Origin of the sequence: Bradyrhizobium sp. SZCCHNRI1029, from assembly GCF_032487555.1 — a bacterium.
In the GTDB taxonomy this organism is placed as follows: Bacteria; Pseudomonadota; Alphaproteobacteria; order Rhizobiales; family Xanthobacteraceae; genus Bradyrhizobium.
The window spans coordinates 509770-532563 of the sequence record NZ_JAUEUK010000001.1; the positions used below are offsets into that span (position 1 = coordinate 509770).

The 22794-nt window shown below is 65.5% G+C and carries 26 protein-coding genes and 1 tRNA gene; 8 read left to right on the top strand and 19 right to left on the bottom strand.

Annotation, left to right across the window (positions count from 1 at the left end):
* Positions 1-136 precede the first annotated feature (136 nt).
* The 3 genes from panB to QW861_RS02395 form a co-directional block, all read right to left on the bottom strand.
* On the bottom strand, positions 137-961 hold the full coding sequence (gene panB / locus QW861_RS02385; protein WP_315749907.1) for a 3-methyl-2-oxobutanoate hydroxymethyltransferase: 825 nt from the start codon (positions 959-961) through the stop codon (positions 137-139).
* A 2-nt stretch (positions 962-963) separates the two neighbouring features.
* Positions 964-1551 carry an NnrU family protein gene (locus tag QW861_RS02390; protein WP_315712484.1) on the bottom strand — a complete coding sequence of 196 codons (588 nt, stop codon included), beginning with the start codon at positions 1549-1551 and terminating at the stop codon, positions 964-966.
* 189 nt (positions 1552-1740) lie between these two features.
* Entirely contained in the window at positions 1741-2334 is a 594-nt protein-coding gene (locus QW861_RS02395; RefSeq protein WP_316192662.1) for a hypothetical protein, read from the bottom strand.
* Positions 2335-2495: 161 nt separating this feature from the next.
* On the opposite strand from QW861_RS02395, the gene QW861_RS02400 reads away from it, so the two are divergent.
* The 3 genes from QW861_RS02400 (at position 2496) to QW861_RS02410 (ending at position 4595) form a co-directional block, all read left to right on the top strand.
* A complete protein-coding gene (locus QW861_RS02400; RefSeq protein WP_316173850.1) occupies positions 2496-3227 on the top strand; it encodes an aspartate/glutamate racemase family protein in 732 nt (243 codons plus the stop codon).
* 97 nt (positions 3228-3324) lie between these two features.
* Positions 3325-4191 carry a S1C family serine protease gene (locus QW861_RS02405; RefSeq protein ID WP_315712488.1) on the top strand — a complete coding sequence of 289 codons (867 nt, stop codon included), beginning with the start codon at positions 3325-3327 and terminating at the stop codon, positions 4189-4191.
* Positions 4188-4595, top strand: a complete 408-nt coding sequence (locus QW861_RS02410) for a helix-turn-helix transcriptional regulator (RefSeq protein WP_316173852.1) — start codon at positions 4188-4190, stop codon at positions 4593-4595. The genes QW861_RS02405 and QW861_RS02410 overlap by 4 nt, the downstream gene beginning before the upstream one ends.
* Positions 4596-4637: 42 nt before the next feature.
* Here QW861_RS02410 and QW861_RS02415 read toward each other — a convergent pair whose 3' ends face one another.
* The 10 genes from QW861_RS02415 to QW861_RS02460 form a co-directional block, all read right to left on the bottom strand.
* Positions 4638-5105 (bottom strand): GDSL-type esterase/lipase family protein, encoded by a 468-nt coding sequence (locus tag QW861_RS02415; protein ID WP_316192663.1) that lies wholly within the window; start codon positions 5103-5105, stop codon positions 4638-4640.
* A 315-nt stretch (positions 5106-5420) separates the two neighbouring features.
* Positions 5421-7040, bottom strand: coding sequence for a peptide chain release factor 3 (locus QW861_RS02420; RefSeq protein WP_315749901.1), 1620 nt, complete (start codon positions 7038-7040; stop codon positions 5421-5423).
* A gap of 140 nt (positions 7041-7180) precedes the next feature.
* Positions 7181-8188: an anion permease gene (locus tag QW861_RS02425; protein ID WP_315749899.1), complete on the bottom strand. Its 1008-nt coding sequence runs from the start codon at positions 8186-8188 to the stop codon at positions 7181-7183.
* 14 nt (positions 8189-8202) lie between these two features.
* On the bottom strand, positions 8203-8847 hold the full coding sequence (locus tag QW861_RS02430) for a DUF47 domain-containing protein (protein ID WP_315712494.1): 645 nt from the start codon (positions 8845-8847) through the stop codon (positions 8203-8205).
* Positions 8848-8990: 143 nt separating this feature from the next.
* On the bottom strand, positions 8991-9959 hold the full coding sequence (locus QW861_RS02435; protein WP_315712495.1) for a branched-chain amino acid ABC transporter permease: 969 nt from the start codon (positions 9957-9959) through the stop codon (positions 8991-8993).
* A 1-nt stretch (position 9960) separates the two neighbouring features.
* Positions 9961-10824, bottom strand: coding sequence for a branched-chain amino acid ABC transporter permease (locus QW861_RS02440; protein ID WP_315712496.1), 864 nt, complete (start codon positions 10822-10824; stop codon positions 9961-9963).
* A 79-nt stretch (positions 10825-10903) separates the two neighbouring features.
* A complete protein-coding gene (locus QW861_RS02445; RefSeq protein WP_315749897.1) occupies positions 10904-12127 on the bottom strand; it encodes an ABC transporter substrate-binding protein in 1224 nt (407 codons plus the stop codon).
* Positions 12128-12242: 115 nt separating this feature from the next.
* Positions 12243-12989, bottom strand: coding sequence for an ABC transporter ATP-binding protein (locus QW861_RS02450; protein ID WP_315712498.1), 747 nt, complete (start codon positions 12987-12989; stop codon positions 12243-12245).
* A complete protein-coding gene (locus QW861_RS02455) occupies positions 12982-13737 on the bottom strand; it encodes an ABC transporter ATP-binding protein (RefSeq protein ID WP_315712499.1) in 756 nt (251 codons plus the stop codon). The genes QW861_RS02450 and QW861_RS02455 overlap by 8 nt, the downstream gene beginning before the upstream one ends.
* A gap of 275 nt (positions 13738-14012) precedes the next feature.
* Entirely contained in the window at positions 14013-14369 is a 357-nt protein-coding gene (locus QW861_RS02460; protein ID WP_315712500.1) for an ArsC family reductase, read from the bottom strand.
* A gap of 219 nt (positions 14370-14588) precedes the next feature.
* Between QW861_RS02460 and QW861_RS02465 the strand changes: the two genes are divergently transcribed.
* Positions 14589-14783 (top strand): hypothetical protein, encoded by a 195-nt coding sequence (locus QW861_RS02465; protein ID WP_315712501.1) that lies wholly within the window; start codon positions 14589-14591, stop codon positions 14781-14783.
* 46 nt (positions 14784-14829) lie between these two features.
* Here QW861_RS02465 and QW861_RS33970 read toward each other — a convergent pair whose 3' ends face one another.
* A complete protein-coding gene (locus tag QW861_RS33970) occupies positions 14830-15027 on the bottom strand; it encodes a hypothetical protein (protein ID WP_409998616.1) in 198 nt (65 codons plus the stop codon).
* Positions 15028-15177: 150 nt separating this feature from the next.
* Positions 15178-15771 (bottom strand): histidine phosphatase family protein, encoded by a 594-nt coding sequence (locus QW861_RS02475; protein ID WP_315749896.1) that lies wholly within the window; start codon positions 15769-15771, stop codon positions 15178-15180.
* Positions 15772-15878: 107 nt separating this feature from the next.
* Here QW861_RS02475 and QW861_RS02480 point away from each other — a divergent pair, with 107 nt between their 5' ends.
* Both QW861_RS02480 and QW861_RS02485 read left to right on the top strand, forming a co-directional pair.
* Positions 15879-17507 (top strand): tyrosinase family protein, encoded by a 1629-nt coding sequence (locus QW861_RS02480; protein ID WP_315749895.1) that lies wholly within the window; start codon positions 15879-15881, stop codon positions 17505-17507.
* Complete coding sequence (locus tag QW861_RS02485) at positions 17504-17908, top strand: hypothetical protein (protein WP_315749893.1); 405 nt, start codon at positions 17504-17506, stop codon at positions 17906-17908. The genes QW861_RS02480 and QW861_RS02485 overlap by 4 nt, the downstream gene beginning before the upstream one ends.
* 30 nt (positions 17909-17938) lie before the next feature.
* Here QW861_RS02485 and QW861_RS02490 read toward each other — a convergent pair whose 3' ends face one another.
* Both QW861_RS02490 and QW861_RS02495 read right to left on the bottom strand, forming a co-directional pair.
* Complete coding sequence (locus QW861_RS02490) at positions 17939-18919, bottom strand: oxygenase MpaB family protein (protein WP_315749891.1); 981 nt, start codon at positions 18917-18919, stop codon at positions 17939-17941.
* On the bottom strand, positions 18916-19620 hold the full coding sequence (locus QW861_RS02495) for a glutathione S-transferase family protein (protein WP_315749889.1): 705 nt from the start codon (positions 19618-19620) through the stop codon (positions 18916-18918). Before QW861_RS02495 ends, QW861_RS02490 begins: the two co-directional genes overlap by 4 nt.
* A gap of 124 nt (positions 19621-19744) precedes the next feature.
* Here QW861_RS02495 and QW861_RS02500 point away from each other — a divergent pair, with 124 nt between their 5' ends.
* Positions 19745-20119, top strand: a complete 375-nt coding sequence (locus QW861_RS02500) for a hypothetical protein (protein ID WP_316172349.1) — start codon at positions 19745-19747, stop codon at positions 20117-20119.
* A gap of 2 nt (positions 20120-20121) precedes the next feature.
* Here QW861_RS02500 and QW861_RS02505 read toward each other — a convergent pair whose 3' ends face one another.
* Both QW861_RS02505 and QW861_RS02510 read right to left on the bottom strand, forming a co-directional pair.
* The gene (locus QW861_RS02505) at positions 20122-20349 is read right to left on the bottom strand and encodes a hypothetical protein (RefSeq protein ID WP_315712510.1); all 228 of its coding nucleotides are present in this window, start codon (positions 20347-20349) and stop codon (positions 20122-20124) included.
* A gap of 79 nt (positions 20350-20428) precedes the next feature.
* Entirely contained in the window at positions 20429-21508 is a 1080-nt protein-coding gene (locus QW861_RS02510) for an Acg family FMN-binding oxidoreductase (protein ID WP_315749886.1), read from the bottom strand.
* Positions 21509-22651: 1143 nt separating this feature from the next.
* On the opposite strand from QW861_RS02510, the gene QW861_RS02515 reads away from it, so the two are divergent.
* A tRNA-OTHER gene (locus QW861_RS02515) sits at positions 22652-22726 on the top strand.
* Positions 22727-22794 lie beyond the last annotated feature (68 nt).

Below are 22794 nucleotides of genomic sequence, written 5' to 3' on the forward strand. Positions count from 1 at the left end.
GTTCGCCGCGACGCGGACCAGCCTGAAACATAACCAAGGGATGACGCGCTTGGCTATCTCCGCCAGCGCCGGAGATTCATCCCGTGACGCCGCGCGCACCACGACGCCAACGGGCCGATCAAGCGAGAGGCGCCCGTCAGGTCTTTGACTTCATTCCGTAGACATGTTCCGCCGCCGGAAACGCACGGGTACGCACGTCGGCCGCGTAGCGTTCGATCGCCTCGTCGATCGCCGGACCCAGATTGCCGTAGCGGCGGACGAATTTCGGCGCCCGCGGCGACAGGCCGAGCATGTCCTCCAAAACCAGCACCTGACCGTCGCAGGCGGCGCTGGCACCGATGCCGATGGTGGGGATCGCGATCTGCTGCGTGATCTTGCGCGCCAGCGGCTCGGCCACGGCCTCGATCACCACCGAGAACGCACCGGCCTGTGCGATCGCCGCAGCGTCGTTCTCGATCGCGGCCCAATCCGCCTCGTCGCGGCCCTGCGCCCGGAACGAGCCGAGCGTGTTGATCGATTGCGGCGTCAGGCCGACATGGCCCATCACCGGGATGCCGCGCTCGCTGAGGAAGGCGACCGTCTCGGCCATCCGCGCCCCGCCCTCGAGCTTGACCGCTCCGCATTGCGTCTCCTTGAGGATCCGCACCGCCGCATGAAACGCCTGCTCCTTCGTGGCCTCGTAGCAGCCGAACGGCATGTCGACCACCACCAGCGCCTGGCGCGAGCCGCGCATCACGGCGCAGCCCTGCAGGATCATCATCTCCAGGGTCACCGGCACGGTGGTCTCGAAGCCGTGCATCACATTCCCGAGGGAATCGCCGACCAGGATCACATCGCAATGGCGATCCACCAGCGCCGCGGTATGGGCGTGGTAGGACGTCAGCATCACGATCGGCTCGCCGCCCTTGCGGGCGCGGATCTCGGGAGCCGTCTTGCGGCGGACGGTCGATTGCACCGACATCGCTACCCCCCGATCACGGGAATGCCGAGCACGACAGGATGGAACGCGAAGGCCAGCGCGAGATAGACGACGATGCCGACCACCACCGCGATCACGTCATTGCCAACGCCGCCGACGGGGATCGGCGGGCCGCCGGCGTCGGCGCGGCGCTTCAGCGAGATGCGGTCGAACACCGCCCATGCCAGGATCGAGCCGAACAGGATGATGCCGCCGAGATCGCCATTGGCGAGCAGATGCCCGAACGCCCACAGCTTCACGCCGGCCAGCATCGGATGCTTCAGCACGGTGTAGATGCGGCCGCGGATGTAGGCGGCGACGATCATGATCACCGCCGGCAGCATCAAGGCGAGATTGATGTGCTTGAGCGCCTTCGGCGGCGTCCAGACCTGGATCCAGCCGCCGTCGTGGCGGTACGCGGCAAAACCCCAGACGATCAGGGCGAGGCCGGCAAGGGCCACGACAGTATAGACGAGCTTATACGTGCCCTCGCCCAGCCGCGCGATGACCTTCGCGCGCGCCTCGCGCCGGGTCGTGAACACATGGGCGCCGAGAAACAGCACCAGCCCCACCACCATCACCAGAAGTCCCACGGCGTCCCCCTTCGCTTGCACGCGACCTGTGCGTGCGCATCGGTATCATTTCCGGGGGCCGCCTCGCAACGTGGCGCATTTCAACGTCGGGCACTCCCGCCCGCTCGCCGTCGTACCGGGGCGGCTCGAAAAGCCGAAGTGGCATGACGGGCTATGCGGTCGGGAGGTGGAGCACAGCGGACGACGCCATCACCGTTCCGACGTGTTCTTCAGATCGCGATTCTCGACATAGCGGATCGCGATCGGCCGGCCGGCGAGCGCACCGCCGAGCCCCTTTGTGAACTTCAGCGGCAGGCAACCGTCGAGCGAGGCATTGATCGTCTTCAGATAGGTCGCGCGCGTATCGGCCGGGGCGCCTGATGTCGCGAAGGTCACGCGTGGCGGCGCGATCATCTCGCCGGTCCGCTTGAAGCTGAAGCGCACCGTCATCTGCATCCCGGCGCGGGCGCTGTCCTCCGGCGGCGGCGTCCAGCACGCGCGCAGCGCTGAGAACAGATCGCCGATCGTGTCGAGATCGTGATCCGGCTTCTGATATTTGGCTTCCTGATCCCTGGCGGGCCGGCTCTCGATCGTGAGTTGCAGGTTCTGGCCATAGGGATAGTTCATCTCGGGAATACACGGCCACGGCCCGAAGACGCTGCAGAACGACGGCGTGCACGGCTGCTCGTCGAGCACGCTGCACGGCGTGTGCGCGAACGGCACCGGATTGATCTGCTGGCGGCGCGCGTCGGCGGCGGCCGGAGCGGCCACCATCAGCAGGAGGAGCACGACGACACGGAGCATGGGAATCTCGGGCTGGGATGGACTCCAAGCTGGATCCGATCGCGGAATTCGCAAGCTCAATCCCGTTCACGTCTGCGCGTTCCGCGCCGCGAACGGCTCTCGACCGTAACAGCGGAACTCGGCTAGAACACGGCGGGATGCGACAGCAGACGGACGCGACAATGAGCCGCCACAGCGAGACCGTGATCAACGTCATCAACCCGAACATGACGGCGACGATGACCGAATTGATCGCCAAGGCGGCCCAGGCGAGCGCAAGCCCGTCGACGCGGATCGTCGGCCGCACCGCGCGGTTCGGCGCCGCCTCGATCGAGGGCCATTACGACGAGGCGATTGCCACGGTCGGCATGCTCAAGGAGGTCGAGGCCGGAGACGCAGAAGGCTGCCACGCCCATGTGATCGCCTGCTTCGGTGATCCCGGCCTGCTCGCCGCGCGCGAATTGTCGGCTGTGCCGGTGCTCGGCATCGCGGAAGCTGCGATGCATGCGGCGAGCTTCGTCGCCACCCATTTCAGCATCGTGACCACGCTGTCGCGCACCAAGGTGATCGCCGAGCACCTCGTGCGCAATTACGGCATGGAGCAGCATTGCCGCAGGGTGCGCGCGGTCGACGTTGCCGTGCTCGACCTCGACAAGCCCGAAGCCAATGTCCGCGGCACGCTGCTCGGCGAATGCCGGGCGGCGCTGCGCGAGGACGGTATCGGCGCCATCGTGCTCGGCTGCGCCGGCATGGCCGATCTCGCGCACGACCTCTCCACCGAGCTCGGAATTCCCGTGATCGACGGCGTCGCCGCAGCGGTGCGCTTCGCCGAGGCGCTGATCGGACTGGGGCTGAAGACGTCGAAGCACGGCGATCTCGCCTTTCCGCTGCCGAAGGCGCGGACGACGCTCTGACTTCAACTTGTAGCCCGGATGAGCGCAGCCTGCCCACCTGGGGAGTTCCGCAACGACCATCGACGCGCCACATTGGGATCAACCCATGGAGCCGTCGATGCCCGATCTGTCCACCCTCTCCTCACTGTCCTCCGCGCTGGCCGCCGCTGTTGCCGCCGCAGCGCCATCACTGGTCTCGGTCCATTCGCACCGCTCGCGCGCCACCGGCTTCGTCTGGAAGCCGGGCCTCGTCGTCACGGCGGACGAGACGCTTGCCGAGGAGGGCGAGATCGTGCTCGCCTTCGCCGACGGCACGACCCGCCCCGTCACGATCGCCGGGCGTGATCACACCACCGACATCGCCTTGCTCCGCGTCCAAGGCAAGGATGTCGCGGCCGCCTCGCTTGCCGGCGGCGTGCCGCCGCTCGGTGCTCTGGCCATCCTCGTCGCCGCCGATCAGGGCAAGCCGGCCGCGGCGTTGGCGATGGTCTCGCAATCGGCGGGCGCCTGGCGCAGCCTGCGCGGCGGCGACATCGATGCGCGCATCGAGCTCGACACCAGGCTGCGGCACAGCGCCGAAGGCGGTCTCGTGCTCGACGCTGCGGGCCACGCGATCGGAATGGCCGTGCGCGGCCCGCGCCGGACGCTCGTGATACCCGCGGCCACGATCGAACGGGTCGCCAGCAAGCTCGAGACGCATGGTCGCATCGCTCGCGGCTATCTCGGCGCCGGCCTGCAGCCGGTCCGGCTCGACGATGGACTCGGTGCGATGATCATGAGCCTCGACAAGAGCGGCCCGGCCGCGGCCGCCGGCCTGCGCCAGGGTGACGTCATCACCGCTCTTAACAAGGAGCCGTTCAGGGGCATGCGCGCGATGATGCGCGAACTCGGTTCGGACAGCGTCGGCGCCGTCGTCGAGGTCGCAGCGCTGCGTGCCGGCGAGCCGGTGCAGTTCGCCCTGACCATCGGCGAGAGGCCGGCGTGAGCGAGGAGGCGCGCGCGCCGATCAGGATCGCGATCGCGGTCGACGATGCCGAGCTGGCCGACCGGCTGGCGGCGCTGCTCGGCGATGTCACGGGCCTGACGCTGGTCGCGCCCGGCGAGAGCGCCGACGTCGCCGTCGCGCCGTTGCATGGCAGTGATGAGGCGCGCAGCGGCGACGACAGGATCGACGGCCAGACGATCGATGATTTTCAGCTCACCGCGCGCGAGCGCGACGTCCTGGCGCTGATGGCCGAGGGCTGCTCCAACAAGGAGATCGCGCGCAGCCTCGGCATCTCCGTACATACGGCGAAGTTCCACGTCGGCTCGCTGCTCGACAAGCTCGATGCAACGGGCCGGACGGATGCGGTAGCGCATGCGGCGCGACGGGGAATCATCGAGCTGTGAGACCGCAGGCCGGCGCGGCGCGCTTCACGACCTCACGGCGAGCTACTTCCGCAAGCCGCTCATCACGCGCGGCAGCAGCGATGCGGCCAGCATGCGATAGCCCTCCGGGGTCAGATGCACACCGTCGACCTGATGCGGCAGGCCACGGAACATGCCGTTCTCGACCATCACGACCTTGATGCGGCGCTGCGCGGCCTTGGCCAACAAGGCGCTGATGCTGCTGGCGCGCTGGTCGCCGACCCCTTTGCGGGCGTCGTTGCCGCCGGGCTGCAACACCAGCACGCGGGTTGATCCATCGACCGCGCTGTCGAAGCGGGACAGCATCCCGGCGGTGGTATCACCGTTGATGCCGGCGTTGGCGACGCTGACCCGAACGCCCTTGCCGTGGAGCATGGCCTCGAGCTGGGCCGGAAAATCCTCGCCGCGATTGACGCCCTTGCCATAGGTGTTGCTGGCGCCCAGCGCGACCACCTCGGCGGCGTCTGCCGCTCCGATCGCCGCTAACGCCAAGCCACAGCTAACAGTGCCACCATCTGGCGCCGGACAAGGCGGCCCAAAGATCCCGCTGGCATTTTCTTTTCCCCCCGCTTGGTGTGAGAGGAAGCGTAGCTCACCAGTCGTCTGGTGAAAAGCGCGCGGCGCTACGGGTCTCATCACGCAGCATGCGCCAAGTCGACTGTGGAAGAGTCCTGTTTCTCTCTACGCGTCATTCCGGGGCGCCCGCAGGGCGAGCCCGGAATCCATTGAGCGACAGTACAAGAGGCAAAATGGATTCCGGGCTCATCGCTTCGCGATGCCCCGGAATGACGAGAGATTGTCGGGCGGCTACGCCTTCTTCTTCACGTCCTTGACGTTGGAGAACACGATGCCTTCCGCGCGTTCCTTGGTGTAGCCGAGATAGAACTCGTTCTTGGCCAGGAACACCGGATCGCCGTCGACGTCGTCGGCGACGCCGGAATTGTTGGCGGCGATGAACGCCTCGAGCTTCTTCTTGTCGTCGCACGAGATCCAGCGCGCCAGCGAGAACTCGGAGATCTCGAATTCGACCGGCAGCGAGTACTCGGCATCGAGCCGCGCCTTGAGCACGTCGAGCTGCAGCGGTCCCACCACGCCGACCAGCGCCGGCGCACCGTCACGCGGGCGGAACACCTGCACGACGCCCTCCTCCGACATCTGCTGCAAGGCTTCCTTCAGCTTCTTGGCCTTCATCGCATCGGTGAGGCGGACGCGGCGGACGATTTCCGGGGCAAAGCTCGGCACGCCGACGAAGGTGAGATCCTCGCCCTCGGTCAGGGTGTCGCCGATACGAAGCGAGCCGTGGTTGGGAATGCCGACGACGTCACCCGCAAAGGCTTCGTCCGCGACCGAGCGGTCCTGGGCGAAGAAGAATTGCGGGCTCGACAGCGGCATGGTCTTGCCGGTGCGTACCAGCTTCGCCTTCATGCCGCGGTTGAGCTTGCCCGAGCACAGCCGCGCGAACGCGATGCGGTCGCGGTGGTTGGGGTCCATATTCGCCTGGATCTTGAACACGAAGGCGCTCATGCGCGGCTCGGCGGCGTCGACCTTGCGCAGGTTCGACTCCTGCGCGCGCGGCGACGGCGCGTAGCGGCCGAGGCCTTCGAGCAGATCGCCGACGCCGAAATTGCGCAGCGCGCTACCGAAATACACCGGCGTCAGGTGGCCCTCGCGAAATGCCTCGAGGTCGAACGGCTTGCAGGCCTCCTTGACCAGCTCCAGCTCGTCGGTGATCTGGCTCATGTCGAGATTGGCGTTGATCTTGCCGAGCTCGGCGATGTCGATCTGCTGCGCCGCGCCGGTCTTGGCGCCGCCGCCTTCGAGCAGGCGCACGCCGCCGTCGCGGATGTCATAGGTGCCGATGAAGTCGCGGCCGCGCCCCACGGGCCAGGTCATCGGCGTGGTGTCGAGCGCCAGCGTCTTCTCGATCTCGTCCAGGAGATCGAAGGTGTCGCGGCTCTCGCGGTCCATCTTGTTGATGAAGGTGATGATCGGGATGTCGCGGAGGCGGCAGACCTCGAACAGCTTGCGCGTGCGCGCCTCAATGCCCTTGGCGGCGTCGATCACCATGACGGCCGAGTCGACCGCGGTCAGCGTGCGATAGGTGTCTTCGGAAAAGTCCTCGTGGCCCGGCGTGTCCAGCAGGTTGAACACCAGCCCTTCGAACTCGAAGGTCATCACCGAGGTGACGACCGAGATGCCGCGCTCGCGCTCGATCTTCATCCAGTCCGAGCGGGTGTTGCGGCGCTCGCCCTTGGCCTTGACCTGACCGGCGAGGTTGATGGCGCCGCCGAACAGCAGCAGCTTCTCGGTCAGCGTCGTCTTGCCGGCGTCCGGGTGCGAGATGATGGCGAAGGTGCGCCGGCGCGCGACCTCGTCGGAGAGCGCGGAGCGGGACGGCTGTTCGGTCGTCAAACTTGTATCGGACATGAGGCGGCGGACGTCGTTTCGGGGCCAGAGAGCGGGCGATTTGATGGGAAAGGCGCGGGATCACGGCCGCCGCGCGCCCTCCATATAGGCGTTTTGCACCGCAACTCCAACCGGCGAGTTGCCCCCTCGCCCGCCCCGGATCAGTGCCGGAGCACCGACACCAGCCAGAACGTCAGCGCCGAGACGATGGCAGAGGCCGGAATCGTGAAGATCCAGGCGTAGACGATCGATCCGGCCACGTTCCAGCGCACCGCCGAGGCGCGGCGGGCGGCGCCGACGCCGACGATCGCGCCGGTGATGGTGTGGGTGGTCGACACCGGCACGCCGAGGAACGTCGCCAGGAACAGCGTGATGGCGCCGCCGGTCTCGGCGCAGAAGCCCTGCATCGGGTTGAGCTTGGTGATGCGCAGGCCCATGGTGCGGACGATGCGCCAGCCGCCCATCAGGGTGCCAAGCGCCATCGCGGCCTGGCACGACAGCACGACCCAGAACGGCACCGTGAACTGCTCGCCGAGACGGCCCTGCGAGTACAACAGCACGGCGATGATGCCCATCGTCTTCTGCGCGTCGTTGCCGCCATGGCCGAGCGAATAGAGCGAGGCCGAGGCGAATTGCAGGATGCGGAAGGCGCGGTCGACCGCGAACGGCGTCGAGCGTACCGAGGCCCAGGACACGATCGCGACCAGGATCATCGCCAGCACCAGCCCGACCAGCGGCGACAGCACGATCGCGAGCACGGTCTTGGACAGGCCGCTCCACACGGTGGCCGAGATGCCGGCCTTGGCGACCCCTGCCCCGACCAGCCCGCCGATCAGCGCATGCGAGCTCGACGACGGAATGCCGGCGGCCCAGGTGACCAGGTTCCAGACGATGGCGCCGACCAGGGCAGCGAAGATCACCTGCGCGTCGACGATGGCGGGATCGATGATGCCGGTGCCGATGGTCTGGGCGACGTGGAGGCCGAACACGCCAAACGCCACGAAATTGAAGAATGCGGCCCAGAACACCGCATATTGCGGCCGCAGCACGCGGGTCGAAACGATGGTCGCGATCGAGTTGGCGGCGTCGTGCAGGCCGTTGAGGAAATCGAAGGCGAGTGCGACGGCGATGAGGCCGACCAGGATCGGAAGGCCGAGTTGAGCGTCCACGGCGCGGCCCTACCCTAGACCTGTTCGATCATGATCGAATTGATCTCGTTGGCGACGTCGTCGAAGCGGTCGGCGACCTTCTCCAGATGGTCATAGATCTCGGCGCCGACGATGAAATCCATCGTGTTGGCGTTGCGGTGCTTGAGGAACAGCTCCTTCAGCCCGATGTCGTGGAGATCGTCGACCCGTCCCTCGAGCTTGGTCATCTCCTCGGTGATCGCGGTGATCATCGGCACGTTCTGACCGATCGCCTGCAACAGCGGCAACGCCTTTCCGATCAGGTTGGCGCAGTCGACCAGCAAGGTGCCCATCTCGCGCATGGTCGGCTCGAACTCCTTGACCTCGAACAGCACCACGGCCTTGGCGGTCTGCTGCATCTGGTCGATGGCGTCGTCCATCGAGGTGATCAGGTTCTTGATGTCGCCGCGGTCGAATGGGGTGATGAAAGTGCGGCGGACAGCGGTCAGCACTTCGCGGGTGATGTTGTCGGCCTCGTTCTCGAGCTGGCTGACGCGCTGGCAATGCCTGAGGATGTCGTCGCCGCCCTGCAGCATGTCCTGCAGCGCATGGGCGCCTTGAATCACCACCTTGTTGTGGCGGGCGAACAAATCGAAAAACCGCTCCTCCCGCGGGAGGACGGCGCGAAACCAGTGCAGCATGGGACGAGATCCATCCATTCCGAAACGGGCCAGGGCCGGCCAGTCACAGAACTGTCATACTCCGGATCGCGCACCAGCAGAAGCGGTGGCCGGATCATCCACCGCTTTCTGCCCTTTCAACGATCTCTTTTCAGATCAATGACTTAGAGGGATCGCTTGAACAGATGGGCGATTTCCCCGACGACGCCGCGGCGGAAGGTGAGCACGCAGGCGACGAAGATCACGCCCTGGATCACCGTCACCCACTGGCCGAAGCCGGACAGATATTGCTGCATGCCGACGATCACGAACGCGCCCACGACGGGGCCGAACACGGTGCCGAGCCCACCGACCAGGGTCATGAGCACGATCTGGCCGGACATCCCGACCTCGACGTCGGTCAGCGAGGCATTCTGGGCGACGAACACCTTCAGCGCACCGGCGAGGCCCGCCAGCGTCCCCGACAGGATGAAGGCGAGCAGCTTGTAATGGTCGGTCTTGTAGCCCAGCGAGATCGCGCGCTGCTCGTTCTCACGGATCGATTTCAGCACCTCGCCGAACGGCGAGTTGATGGTGCGGAAGATCAGCAGGAAGCCGGCGAGGAAGCCGACCAGCACGACGTAATAGAGCACCGTCGGCTTGGACAGGTCGAGGATGCCGAACATCCGGCCCTGCGGAATGCCCTGGATGCCGTCCTCGCCATGGGTGAACGGCGCCTGCAGATAGATGAAGTACAGGAGCTGCGACAGCGCCAGGGTGATCATCGCGAAATAGATGCCCTGGCGTCGGATCGAGATGTAGCCGGTGATCACCGACAGGACGAACGATCCGGCGACGCCCGTCAGGATGCCGAGTTCGGGCGGCAGCCCCCACACCTTCAGCGCGTGGGCACTGCAATAGCCGGCCGTTCCCAGGAACATCGCATGGCCGAACGACAGCAGGCCGCCATAGCCGATCAGGAGGTTGAAGGCGCAGGCCAGCAGCGCGAAGCACAGCGCCTGCATGACGAAGAACGGGTACAGCCCGGTCCACGGCACGATCGCCAGCAGCGCTGTCATGATGACGAACACGATCATCTCGTCGCGCATGGCGCGCGGGGTGATCGGAAGGGTTGCGTCGGTGATGGATGTCATGTCAGGCCGCCCGTCCGGTCAGACCCGTCGGCTTCACCAGGAGCACCAGGACCATCAGAACGAAGACCACGGTGTTGGAAGCCTCGGGATAGAAATATTTGGTCAGTCCCTCAATCACGCCGAGCAGGAAGCCGGTGATGATCGAGCCCATGATCGAGCCCATGCCGCCGATCACGACCACCGCGAACACCACGATGATGATGTGCTCGCCCATCAGCGGCCGCACCTGGTTGATCGGCGCCGACAACACGCCGGCCAGCGCCGCGAGCCCGACGCCGAGGCCGTAGGTCAGCGTGATCATGCGCGGCACGTTGATGCCGAACGCCCGCACCAATGTCGGATTCTCGGTGGCGGCGCGCAGGTAGGCGCCGAGCCGGGTCCGCTCGATCAGGAACCAGGTCGCCAGACAGACGACCAGGGAGAATATGACGACCCAGCCGCGATAGACCGGCAGATACATGAAGCCGAGGTTCATGCCGCCGCGGAGCTGATCCGGGATCGCATAAGGCAGGCCGGACGAGCCGAAGAAGTTCTGGAACACGCCCTGGATGATCAGCGCCAATCCGAACGTCAGAAGCAGTCCGTAGAGATGGTCGAGCCCGGCAATCCATTGCAGCATGGTGCGCTCGAGGACCATGCCGAAGATGCCGACGATGATCGGCGCCAGGAGCAGCGCCCACCAATAATTGATGCCGCCGAGGTTCAGCAGGAAATAGGCGCAGAACGCGCCCATCATGTAGAGCGCGCCATGGGCGAAATTGATGATGTTGAGCATGCCGAAGATGACGGCAAGCCCGAGACTGAGCAGCGCGTAGAACGAGCCGTTGATCAGTCCGACCAGGAGCTGTGCGTAGAGGGCCTGCATCGTCTTGTTTCTGTTTTCTCTCGGCGTTTCCCAGAAGATGGCGGCCCCGGCGACGTTCAGCCGCCGGAGCCACAGCGGTTCATTTCTTCAACAAGGCGCACGCGCTCTTGTCGAGCGGCGTGAAGGCCTGGTCGCCCGGTACCGAGCCGACCAGCTTGTAGAGATCCCACGGGCCCTTGGACTCCGAGGGCTTCTTGACCTCGAACAGATAGGCGGTGTGGATGGTGCGGCCGTTCGGCTGGATCTCGCCCTTGCCGAACAGCGCATCGTCGGTCGGGATCGACTTCATCCTGTCGACGATCTTGACGCCGTCATGCGGGTTCTCGCCGAGCGCCTCCAGCGCCTTGAAGTAATGCATCAAGCCGGCATAGACGCCCGCCTGCACCATGGTCGGCGGCGCGCCGTTCTTCATGCGCTTGGCGAAGCGCTCGGAGAAGGCGCGGGTCTGGTCGTTCATGTCCCAGTAGAAGGTCTCGGTGAAGTTGAGGCCCTGCGCGATGTCGAGCCCGATCGACTTGACGTCGGTCAGGAACAGCAACAGCGCGGCAAGCTTCTGGCCGCCCTTATTGATGCCGAACTCGGCCGCCTGCTTGATCGTATTGGTGGTATCGCCGCCGGCATTGGCGAGGCCGATGACCTTGGCGTTCGACGACTGCGCCTGCAGCAGGAAGGACGAGAAGTCGGAGGTGTTGAGCGGATGCTTGACGCCGCCGATCACCTTGCCGCCATTGGCGGTCACGACCGCCGTGGTATCGCGCTCCAGCGCGGCGCCGAAGGCGTAGTCTGCCATCAGGAAGAACCAGGTCGAGCCGCCCGCCTTGACCAGCGCCTGGCCAGTGGTGTGCGCGAGCATGTAGGTGTCGTAGGTCCAGTGCACCGTGTTGGGCGAGCACTGCGCGTTGGTGAGATCCGAGGTCGCAGCGCCCGAATTGATGTAGACGCCGTTCTTTTCCTTGACGACGTTGTTCACCGCCAGCGCCACGCCCGAGTTCGGCACGTCGACGATGACGTCGACCTTGTCGACGTCGAACCACTGCCGCGCGATCGAGGTGCCAATATCCGGCTTGTTCTGGTGATCGCCGGAGATGACGTCGATCTTCCAGCCCTTCGCGGTGAGGCCGGAATCCTCGATCGCCAGCTGCGCTGCGAGCGTCGAGCCGGGACCGCCGAGATCGGCATAAAGACCCGACTGATCGGACAGCGCGCCGATCTTGACGGTCTTGTCGCCGGCCGAAGCGACGCTGCCAGCGGCGAGAGTGAGTGCCGTTCCCAGCAGCAGCGACGCGATGAATTTGCTCTTCATTTCCAACTTCCAGAACTTTCCAAGAAAACTGCCAAGAGAACTGCCAAGAGATTCTACCAAGAAAACCGCGAGAAAACCGCGGAAGGAACTGCCAGGTCAGCGCCGCTAGCGCTGGTCAGACGCCGAGATAAGTATGCAGCTTGTCCATGTTGGCCGACAGATCGGCATTGGCGAAGCCGTCGATGACCTTGCCGTGCTCGACGACGTAGTAGCGATCAGCGACCGTCGAGGCGAAACGGAAGTTCTGCTCGACGAGGAGAATCGTGAAGCCTTCCTTCTTCAGCCGCGCGATGGTGTGGCCGATCTGCTGGATGATCACGGGCGCGAGACCCTCGGTCGGCTCGTCCAGCATCAGGAAGCTGGCACCGGTGCGCAGGATGCGCGCGATCGCCAGCATCTGCTGCTCGCCGCCGGAAAGCTTGGTGCCCTGGCTCTTCAGCCGCTCCTTCAGATTCGGAAACAGCTCGAAGATCTGGTCGAGCGTCAGCCCGCCCGGCCGCACAACCGGCGGCAGCAGCAGGTTCTCGCGGACATCGAGGCTCGCAAAGATGCCGCGCTCCTCCGGGCACAGCGCGATGCCGAGCCGCGCGATCTTGTCGGAGGTCATGCGGATCAGCTGCTGGCCGTTGAACTGGACCGAGCCGGTGCGCTTGCCGATGATCCCCATGATCGACTTCAGGGTCGTGGTCTTACCGGCGCCGTTGCGCCCGAGCAGGGTGACGACCTCGCCGGCATTCACGTTGAAGTTCATGCCGTGGAGAATGTGGGATTCGCCGTACCAGCTCTCGAGGTTGTTGACGTCGAGAATGGTGCTGGTCGCAGCCGCCTGCCCTGGCTTCGTGGCCGTCATCACCTCAGGCATGTCCGGCTCCCAGATAGGCTTCCTTGACGCGCTCGTCCTTGGAGAGCTCAGAATACGGCCCTTCCGTCAGCACCTGCCCGCGCGTCAGCACGGTGATGGTGTCGGAGAGGTTGGCGACAACGCTGAGATTATGCTCGACCATCAGGATCGTGTATTTGGCGGAGATGCGCTTGATCAGCGCTGCGATCTTGTCGATGTCCTCATGGCCCATGCCGGCCATCGGCTCGTCCAGCAGCATCATCTCCGGATCGAGCGCCAGCGTGGTCGCGATCTCCAGCGCACGCTTGCGCCCATAGGGCATTTCGACTGCCGGAATATTGGCGAACTCGCTGAGGCCGACGTCGTCGAGCAGCTCGAGCGCCCGGCTGTTGAAGCGGTTCAGAACGCTCTTGGAGCGCCAGAAATCGAACGACGAGCCATGCTGGCGCTGCAGGGCGACGCGGACGTTCTCCAGCGCCGTCATATGCGGAAACACCGCCGAGATCTGGAACGAGCGGACCAGGCCAAGCCGCGCCACGTCGGCCGGCGCGGTCGCCGTAATGTCCTGACCCTTATAGAGAATCTTGCCGGCCGACGGCGTCAGGAACTTCGTCAGCAGGTTGAAGCACGTGGTCTTGCCGGCCCCGTTCGGGCCGATCAGCGCGTGAATGGTGCCCCGGCGGATCTTGAGCGAAACATCGCGAACGGCAAAAAATCCCGCGAATTCCTTCGTCAATCCGTGGGTCTCGAGAATGAACTCGTCAGCCAAAGATTCCCCCCAAGCCGGCGCCGTCAGCGCCTGGCCCTCGCTTCTTCCTGTACGGCGGCTCTGCCGGACGGCTGGACGATTCCTCGTCGCCACCCGCGACCGCTTCGCGCCGGAATATGCCGTCAATCGAGGGAGTTAGGCAAGGCGGAAAGCTGGGCAACGACGTCGCAAGGCGGCCGGCGGACCTTGCGTTGAAATCGGCCGGTATTTCCCGCTGACATAGAAAATCATACCACCGGCATTTTCATGCACGCGCGCGGCGATCGCGGCTCCAACTACTTCGCAGCCTTCACGTCCTTTGCGTAGAGATCCGGCTTGAAGCCCACCACGCGGCGGCCGCCGAGATCGAGCACCGGGCGTTTGATCATCGAAGGCTGCGCCAGCATGAGCGCGATCGCCTTGCTCTCGGTGAGTCCGTTCTTGTCCGCGTCGGGCAACTTCTTGAACGTCGTCCCGGCGCGATTGAGCAGCACCTCCCAGCCGAGCTCGTCGCTCCATGCCTTGAGTTTAGCTTTGTCGATTCCGGCGGTCTTGTAGTCGTGGAATTCGTAAGCGACGCCGTGATCGTCGAGCCAGGCCCGCGCCTTCTTCATCGTGTCGCAGTTCTTGATTCCGTAGATCGTGATGCTCATGCCACGCGTCCTCAAACAATCGTGTCCGACCGCGGCGGATGTCCCGCGTTGCGACAATCGGCCGTGCATTTTGCAGCGCGATTCACCCGCTTTTGATGCAGCCGATGCCGCACGTTCCGCGGTCGGAATTCACTCCGACCTTTGCCACGAAACTGTCGGCTGAGCATTACATTTTCTTCGCATCCCCGGCGTATCTGGCCCACGAACAGGAGACCGCGAATGGGCAAGATCATGGTCCGTTGTCCGCAGACCGGCCGCAGCATCGAGACAGGGATGGAAATGGACGCCGCGCGCTTTCAGCGCATGCCCGTGTTCTTCTCGCGCGCATACTGCCCGCACTGCCGCATCTACCATGAATGGTTCGCCGCCCATGCCTGGGTCGAGGAGACGCGCGAGCGCATTGCACTGGCGTGACCGCACAAGATAACGAATGCCACGCGCAACGCATCTCCACACGCCGTCAGGACAGCAGCGCGGCGATATCCTCCTCCGTCAGCGCCTTGCCGACATTGCCCCTCGCGATCGAACGGTGAATCGCCAGCGCCGGCTTGCGCTCACCGATCTTCTCCTCGATCGTCCCGGCGGCGACCAACCGATGGACGAAGACCGTCTTGTCCCGGCCGATGCGGTGGGCTCGATCGATCGCCTGAGCCTCCACTGCGGATTCCACCAGGGGTGGTAGATGATGACGGTGTCGGTCGCCGCAGGTTCAGCCCGCCGCCGCCGGCCTTGAGACTGATCAGGAATGCCGGGCTGTCGCCCTTCTGGAACGCCGTGATCGCACGCTTGCGATCGCGCATATCGCCTGTCAGCCCCCGTCCATCGGATCGCTCTTCAGCGGCTTGTCGGAATCCCCCGGCATCAGGCAGGGATAGAGTTCGCCGAACGTGAATTCCGCCCCGCCGTCGGCGCGATCGAACCGCAGCACCACATCGAAGCGTTTGCCGGACCAGTGGGTCGGTAACTGGCTTTCATTGCTCACCGGCAGCCGCGGCAGGATGTCGGAGATGATCGCCTTGTGCTCCCACGCCACCAGCACGGTGCCGGACAGCGATAGCAGGGCTTCGACCAGCGCCGCCTCCTGCCCCTTCGCAAAGGACGTGTTCGGCTTGTCGAGGCCGACGCGCGCAGCCAAATCGAGCACCGTCTCATAGGGCCGGCGGCTCGGGTCGGAGCCGTCCTCGGCGCTGTCGGGATCGGCGGCATAGACCGCCTGCGGTGTCGGGTAATCCGTGCCGCCCAGTCCGCTGCCGAACAGCGCCGTCCAGGCCCCTGCCCGCTCCCAGCCGAAGATCACCAGCGACTTCGAGTCCGGCTGGCCCTCGTGGGTCAGGCCCGGGCCTGTCGCGTCGCCGTCGGGCTTCTCGGCATGGCGGATGATCAGCAGCGTCAGCGCGTTCATCGGCAAACCTCTCAGGTGGCATCATACATCCATCACACGCATTTGCTACTTGAGATTGCAATCGCGAGACCGCATCATGGCGCTTTTCCAACCAGGATTCATTTCAGATGAGCATGGGATTGCGACAGACCCGCCGGACATTCCTGGCGACGGCCGCGATGGCGGCAGCCTCCACCGTCATCTTGCCGAGGCCGAGCCGCGCCGCCGCGAAATATCGCCGCTACAGCGTCACCAGTGCGGAAGGCCAGAAGATGCTGGCGAGCTACGCCAAAGGCGTCGCCGCCATGCTGCAGCTTCCCGCAAACCATCCGCAGAACTGGTTCCGCAACGCGTTCATCCACCTGATGGACTGCCCGCACGGCAATTGGTGGTTCTATGTCTGGCATCGCGGCTATCTCGGCTATTTCGAGCAATCGATCCGCGCCCTCAGTGGCGACGACAATTTCGCGCTGCCCTATTGGGACTGGACCGAGCTGCCGGAGATTCCCGCCGGCATGTTCGACGCCGTACTGACACCGACCGACCGGGCGTATCAGCCGTTCACCGGGACTCTCGCGGTCTTCACCGCGTTCATCAAGCCGGCGCTGACGGATTACTGGAACAGCCTGTCGAAGGATCAGCGCGGCCAGCTCGAGATCCGCGGCTACAAGTCGATCGACGATCTCTGGAACGACGTCACCGGCTTCTCGCCGTCCGCCAATGCCGGCATCTCCGGCAATGAGGCCTTCGCGACCACCTGCGCCTCACGCTATCTGTCACGCGACAATCCGAAGCTCGACGCCAAGACCACCTACGACGTCTCGCCCTTCGTGATCATGGCGGGCCTGCTGCCGACCGACTTCTACAACCCCGACAACTATCTGAGCTTCACCAGCTCGAAGACCGCCTCGCACAACACCCAGCCGAATGGCGCGACCAAGTTCTCGACCCTGGAAGGCCTGCCGCACAACAAGGTCCACAACTACATCGGCGGCGTCGGCCCGCTCGATCCCGGCCCCTACGGCAACATGACCAACTTCCTGTCGCCGGTCGATCCGATCTTCTTCCTGCACCATTCGAACATGGACCGGCTCTGGGATGTCTGGACGCGCAAGCAGCAGCGGCTCAAGCTGCCCTATCTGCCGCGGGGCGCTGACCTGAAGACGTTCTCCGACGAGCCGTTCCTGTTCTATGCCGACGGCAAGGGCGGCTATGTCGGCCCCAGCAAGGCCGGCGACTACATCTCGACCGACCGCTTCGACTACGACTATGCGCCAGGCTTCGGCGAGGACATCGTCAATCCGCCCGCGGTCGCCGCGGCACCGCAGGCCAAGCCGCAGCAGGGCTCGGTCAAGGCCAATGTGGGCACGGTGAGGATCCCTGGCGATGCGCTCGAAGCGCATCTGGCGGCAGCGCGGCCGCAGCCGCTGATGGCGCAGATCACGCTGCCTCGCCCGAGCGGCTATTCGACCGTGCGCGAATTCGACGTCCTGGTCAACGCGCCCGCCAACGTCAGCAAGGTCACGGCTGACAGCCCCTATTATGCAGGCACCATCGCCTTTTTCGGATCGATGATGCCGGGCATGGCCATGACCACCGATGCGAGTTTCGCGGTGCCGCTGCCGACGAAGCAGGAGGCCTTCTCCGCCCTGCGGGCCGCACCCAACCAGCCGCTGAGCATCCGCGTCGTGCCCTCGGGCGGCGTCGGCACCGCGCCGACGCTGAAAGCGCTCTCGGTCGGACCGCTGCGCCGATGAACGGCAGGCGCGCCGCGCTGCGGACCTGCGCCGTGCTGCTCTGTGCCGTGCTGCGGCCGACCTCGTCCTTGGCCGCGGAGCCGTTCAGAGCCGTCGATCTGGTCGTGCCGCGGCCACTGGATGCGAGCGAGGCTCCCGTCGTCGAGATCAGCCTGGGCGCACTGGGGCGAGGCCAGGAGGTGACGGTGACGACGGCGTCCGGGATGCCGCTCGGGACCATCTCGCCATTCGGCCTTCGCACTGGCGCGGAGGCCGGCACCTACGCGCTTCCGGTGCCGAAGGAGGCGATCAAGAGTGGACGCCTGTCGATCCGTCTCAGCATCAGCCAACCCGGCGGCAGCCGCGCGCCGACGCCGCAGGAGGTTCGCGGCATCACGCTCAGGCTTGCTCCGCGGCCATGATCCGTCGTCTGCGCCGCAAGCGCGCCGGACTCAGACCGTCCCGCTCCGTGCACGTTCTCCGCGCTGCTCGAACGGGCTCGCCATGCTGGGCTGTCCGATCCAGACGCGGTTGAGCAGCCGCGTGAACGGCGGACACGTCGTCCCCTCGATACGCGCCATCGCCTCCTGATAGGGGCCGACGGTACGCAATCTCTCCGGCAGCATCGCATAGGCGCGCGGCAGAAACCGCCTGGTGCGCGCCGCGCTGCGGCGTTCGCGCTCGCCATAGGGCAGCGCGAACGCAAGCCGCAGCCGCTCCGGCAGCATCTCGGCCGTCAACGCCGTGAACCAGCGCGGCGGTCCGATAAGGGTCGCCTCGCCGGAGAAGATACGCTGCGCGATCTCGCGCGCCGCCGGGCCGACCGTGAGCGTCTCCGACGCCATCATCTCGGCCGTATAGGCCTTGAACGACGCCCAGTCCGGCGGCATGGCCTCGTGTGGAATTCCGAACAGGCCCGCGAACCGCGTCGCCTCGCGCCAATATTGCTCGCGCTCGGCATCGTCGAGCGGGCGGCACAGCAAGCCGTAGGACATCATCGCAGTCTCGACCAGCGTGGCATGGACCCAGCGCAGCGCGTCGACTTCATTGGCGCGATAGCGCGAGCCGGCCGTAAACGGTCCAACCGTCTCTGGCATCACGCCGTCGACCGCGGCGTGCCGCCGATACAGCCGCCGCGCCACAGCGACCGCCTGCGCGCGCGTGCCGAACACCATGGTGTAGACGATGCTGAAGGTGCGGTGGAAACGGCCGAGCGGATCGGCGAACACCTTGGACTGCTCGGCAATGCCCGCCGCCACCCAGGGATGGGCGAGCTGCAACAGCAGCGCGCGGCCGGCGCCGAGAAACAGCGCGGCCTCGCGATGCACGCGCCACATCACGCTGTCGGACGGCAGCACGGCATCGCCCGGCGTGGCCGGCGCGGACAGCACCTCGGCCAAGCACCGTTCGAAATCGGCATCGCTGACGATCACGGCCGCTGCGGGATCTCCAGCCCGCGCTGTACCGCCGGCCGCGCCAGCCCGCGTTCGAGCCAGGCCGGCACGTGCTTGAGCTCATCAAAGGCGACGATGTCGCGCGCGCCGTAGAACCCGATCAGGTTGCGCACCCAGCCAAGCGTCGCGATGTCGGCAATCGTGTAGTCGGCGTCCATGATCCACTGCCGGCCATCGAGCCGCGCCTCGAGCACGCCGAGCAGCCGCCTGCTCTCCGCGACATAGCGCTGCAACGGCCGCTTGTCCTCGTACTCGCGGCCGGCGAATTTGTGGAAGAAGCCGAGCTGCCCGAACATGGGACCGATGCCGCCCATCTGGAAATGCACCCACTGGATCGTCTGCCAGCGCCGCGCCGGATCGTTCGGCAGGAATTTTCCGGTCTTCTCGGCAAGGTACTGCAGGATCGCGCCGGATTCGAACAGGCCGAGCGGCTGGCCGCCGGGACCGTCGGGATCGATGATCGCGGGAATCTTGCCGTTCGGATTGAGCGAGAGGAATTCAGGGGTCTTCTGGTCGTCCTTGCCGAAATCGATCGTGTGCGGCTCGTAGGCCAGGCCGGTCTCCTCCAGCATGATCGAGACCTTCACGCCGTTCGGGGTCGGCAGTGAATAGAGCTGGATGCGGTCGGGATGCTGCGCCGGCCAGCGCGTGGTGATCGGAAAGCTGGAGAGATCGGACATCGTGGCTCTGGCTCGCTTTGTCGCTGAGGCCTCAATCTAAGCCCGTGAGCCGCCGCTGCAAGGTTCGATGCGGAACCGCATGCGGCCGACGGTCTTATGTTGCTGCATCGTGCAGAAAGCCAGCATGCCGAGCCCGACCTACCAGTTGATCATGCAGGCGATGATCACGCGCCAGCCGGTGCTGTGCCTGTATGGCGGCTTCGCCCGCGCGATCTGCCCGATCATCCTCGGCCACACCGTCGGCCGCGAGCGCGTGCTCGCGTTCCAGTTCGCGGGCGGCGCGAGCAGCGGCCTGCCGCCGGGCGGCCAATGGAAGTGCTTCGATGTCGCTGACATCAGCGAGGTCGAGCTGCGCCAGGGGCGCTGGCATTCCGGGGGCAGCCATCGCCAGCCGCAACACTGCGTCGCCGACGTCGACCTAGACGTCAATCCGGACAGCCCCTACGACCCGAAACGACCGATTACGCCGCAGCGCGGTGAGCTTCGGCGGAAGCGCTGACGCTATTGCGGCTCGCGCAGGCGCACGCGCAGCAGCGCCGGCAGTTTCGAGGTGGCATCATGCTGCGCGAGCTTCGCCGCGACCCTGCGCATCAGCGACGACGCGCCCTGCCTGGCAAACAGCTTCATGCCGCGATAGCTGAAATCCACCACCACCTCGTGATGGCGCATGCCCTTGCCGCCCTTGACCAGGCCAAGGTCGCGCACCAGGCAATAATGCCCGTCGCTCATGCGTGCCAATCGGGTGTTCTCGAACATGCAGCGAAGCAATGCACCGAGTCGCAAATCCGTCAAGATTGACAGGAACGACTCATGAACCGAGCACGTCTGCGACCGGCCGCCGCGGCGCGAACGGCAGCGTAGGACCATAGCCGAAACGCAACACGAGATCCGGCCGCCGTGTCGTTCCGATCACGCGCGCCAGTTCGGGACGCAGCGCAGCCACCTCTACCGGCTGGTTGATGAAGGCGAGCTTGAGGCCTAGGCGCGTCGCTTCGAGCGCAAAGCGCTGGCACGCCTGCCCGACCCTGATCCAGTGCGAGGGATCGGCGTTCTCGGCTGCGAACACGGCAAGACCGGCAGATGAGCCGATCTGGCGCGCATATTTGTCGTTCTCTGCCGCCGCATCGAAGAGGTGGTCGAACGCAATGCCGCCGAGCGCGGTCGGCAACGACGGATTGCCGCTCGCGGGTGCAAACAGGCCGTCACCCGTTGCCATCGCGCTGCGCGGATTGAAGCGCAGCCAGGACTTCAGCTCGCGCATGAACGCGACGTCGCGCATCTGGGCGTCGTTGCCGGCGACGACGAGGTCGCGGATGGCCGCAATCACAGTACGATCCGTAATGAGTATGAGATCGACGCCTCGCGTGGCTGCTGCCACCTGCAACGCCGCAAGATCGCCTGACGGCACGGCGCGTCCGTCGTAGTCGGCACGTGTCGACTGTCTGCGGACGATCGCAGGCAATAGCGGATCGTCATGCGGCTCGGCGTTCATAAAGCTGTAGCGCACCGTCTGCCCGTCGATGGCAACCTCGCCTCTTCGGCCGCTTGCAGCCGCCGCGATCGCGAGATTGGCGGCCGCGCAGCCCAGGCTGACGAACAGATGATGGTCGTCCGGATCGACCACCGGCGTGCGGCGTGACGGATCGGGCATGATCTCGATCGCATCCTGCGTCACGCGAAAGCGCCATGGCTGCGTGTTGTGACTGTTGGCTGCGAGTGTCGCGTAACGGATGACATCGGTGATCTCGGGCGACAGCGGTGCGCGCAACCGGGCGATATAGTCGTCATACGCGCGCATCGTGCCGGTCGCGGCGCGCCAGGTGCCGGCGCCGAGCGCGGCCACCGCAAGCGCGCTGCCGCCTCCTATCAGGACCTGCCGTCGGTTCATGACTCTGCGCCCGCAATTCTCGCCGCGACCTCGATATCCTCACGATAAGCATGTTCCGCATCGGCGCGTTGTTGCAGATCAAGGCCGCGGCAGCCGGCAAGAACATCGACTCCATGCTGTTGACAGCACCAACAAAGCGGCGTATGTCCCGCGGCCTCGCGAGCGACTGCGCCCGCGACAAACATGAGCGAGACGATGTCCTTCGGCTACGAACACTTCATCCGCACGTCCAACGGCGTCATGCCGGTGGATGGCGCACGCCATGCTCGGGGGAGCGATCTTGCTTGAGGCAAGATCAACAGTCCGCATCACACGGACCCTCCCGAGCCAGCCGCTCCGGAGGGTTTTTTGTTGCCCTCAGGCGAACCGGCTGCACGGCGAAACCAACGGAAGTCCCGGCCTTGGGCCGGAACGGGAGACCCGGATCCCGGGGCTCGCGCAGGTGATGCGCGCGGCCCGAGCGCGCGGGGCCTGTCGGAGGGAACGAGGCGGCAACGCCGGACACCGATGACAGAGCGAGCTTCGAGGAGCTCGCAACATGCGGCGCCGAAGAGCGCCGCAGACAAGCTATTTGAATTCCCGGCCGCTTGCGGCCGGGAGCTGCTGGTGGTGAAGGTGTCGGCTCCTTCGTACCATTGGTGATGCGGGTTCGAATCCCGCCTATGGCGTCACGTACCGTGGAGGCGGCCATGCGAGGGCCGTCGAGTCGCGGGTTGCGGTTGTTCTTCTTTCGGATGACCTGCGTTGGCGTCATTGATCGCCGAGACCGCCTGTTCCCCAGCATGCCATCAACGCCACTCGGTGACCGCCGGGCGGCCAAGGCGGTGGTGAAGATGTCTGTTACTTCGTTGAAACCGAGCGCCCCATTGGGGCAGCGACAGCATCGCTTATTCCCCGCCGAACGTATCCACGAGCCGTGGTGAAGACGACTGTTACTTCGCCTTGCACGCCAGAGGTCGCGGGTTCGACTCCCGCCCGGTGTCCTGCCGGTAGCTCAGAGGTCAGAGCGCTGTCCGGTCTCTCAGCGACCGGGTCTCAGTCGTCGCCTGTTCCCGGCTCGTGATCCATCTCAACCGCTGACCCTCATCGAACAGGCGGTCACGTCGTTACGGCGCAGCTACCTGCTGCGCCGCCTTCTTCCACGCGCCGTGGTGAAGAGTGCTGATACTTCGATTGCGGATCGAGAGGTCGTGGGTTCGACTCCCATCCGGCGTTCCATGCGCCGGTAGCTCAGCGGCAGAGCACTATCCGCTCCATGCCAGTGGAGCGGAACTCAGCATTCGCCC

Excerpts from the sequence above, each read along its gene's own strand:
- QW861_RS02475 (WP_315749896.1), bottom strand. The coding sequence starts at position 15,771 with ATGAACGCGCTGACGCTGCTGATCATCCGCCATGCCGAGAAGCCCGAC.
- QW861_RS02505 (WP_315712510.1), bottom strand. The coding sequence starts at position 20,349 with ATGAGCGACGGGCATTATTGCCTGGTGCGCGACCTTGGCCTGGTCAAG.
- panB (WP_315749907.1), bottom strand. The coding sequence starts at position 961 with ATGTCGGTGCAATCGACCGTCCGCCGCAAGACGGCTCCCGAGATCCGC.
- QW861_RS02500 (WP_316172349.1), top strand. The coding sequence starts at position 19,745 with ATGCCGAGCCCGACCTACCAGTTGATCATGCAGGCGATGATCACGCGC.
- QW861_RS02405 (WP_315712488.1), top strand. The coding sequence starts at position 3,325 with ATGCCCGATCTGTCCACCCTCTCCTCACTGTCCTCCGCGCTGGCCGCC.
- QW861_RS02480 (WP_315749895.1), top strand. The coding sequence starts at position 15,879 with ATGAGCATGGGATTGCGACAGACCCGCCGGACATTCCTGGCGACGGCC.
- QW861_RS02485 (WP_315749893.1), top strand. The coding sequence starts at position 17,504 with ATGAACGGCAGGCGCGCCGCGCTGCGGACCTGCGCCGTGCTGCTCTGT.
- QW861_RS02445 (WP_315749897.1), bottom strand. The coding sequence starts at position 12,127 with ATGAAGAGCAAATTCATCGCGTCGCTGCTGCTGGGAACGGCACTCACT.
- QW861_RS02440 (WP_315712496.1), bottom strand. The coding sequence starts at position 10,824 with ATGCAGGCCCTCTACGCACAGCTCCTGGTCGGACTGATCAACGGCTCG.
- QW861_RS02400 (WP_316173850.1), top strand. The coding sequence starts at position 2,496 with ATGAGCCGCCACAGCGAGACCGTGATCAACGTCATCAACCCGAACATG.
- QW861_RS02510 (WP_315749886.1), bottom strand. The coding sequence starts at position 21,508 with ATGAACCGACGGCAGGTCCTGATAGGAGGCGGCAGCGCGCTTGCGGTG.
- QW861_RS02465 (WP_315712501.1), top strand. The coding sequence starts at position 14,589 with ATGGGCAAGATCATGGTCCGTTGTCCGCAGACCGGCCGCAGCATCGAG.
- QW861_RS02495 (WP_315749889.1), bottom strand. The coding sequence starts at position 19,620 with ATGTCCGATCTCTCCAGCTTTCCGATCACCACGCGCTGGCCGGCGCAG.
- QW861_RS02450 (WP_315712498.1), bottom strand. The coding sequence starts at position 12,989 with ATGCCTGAGGTGATGACGGCCACGAAGCCAGGGCAGGCGGCTGCGACC.
- QW861_RS02460 (WP_315712500.1), bottom strand. The coding sequence starts at position 14,369 with ATGAGCATCACGATCTACGGAATCAAGAACTGCGACACGATGAAGAAG.
- QW861_RS02395 (WP_316192662.1), bottom strand. The coding sequence starts at position 2,334 with ATGCTCCGTGTCGTCGTGCTCCTCCTGCTGATGGTGGCCGCTCCGGCC.
- QW861_RS02430 (WP_315712494.1), bottom strand. The coding sequence starts at position 8,847 with ATGCTGCACTGGTTTCGCGCCGTCCTCCCGCGGGAGGAGCGGTTTTTC.
- QW861_RS02420 (WP_315749901.1), bottom strand. The coding sequence starts at position 7,040 with ATGTCCGATACAAGTTTGACGACCGAACAGCCGTCCCGCTCCGCGCTC.
- QW861_RS02435 (WP_315712495.1), bottom strand. The coding sequence starts at position 9,959 with ATGACATCCATCACCGACGCAACCCTTCCGATCACCCCGCGCGCCATG.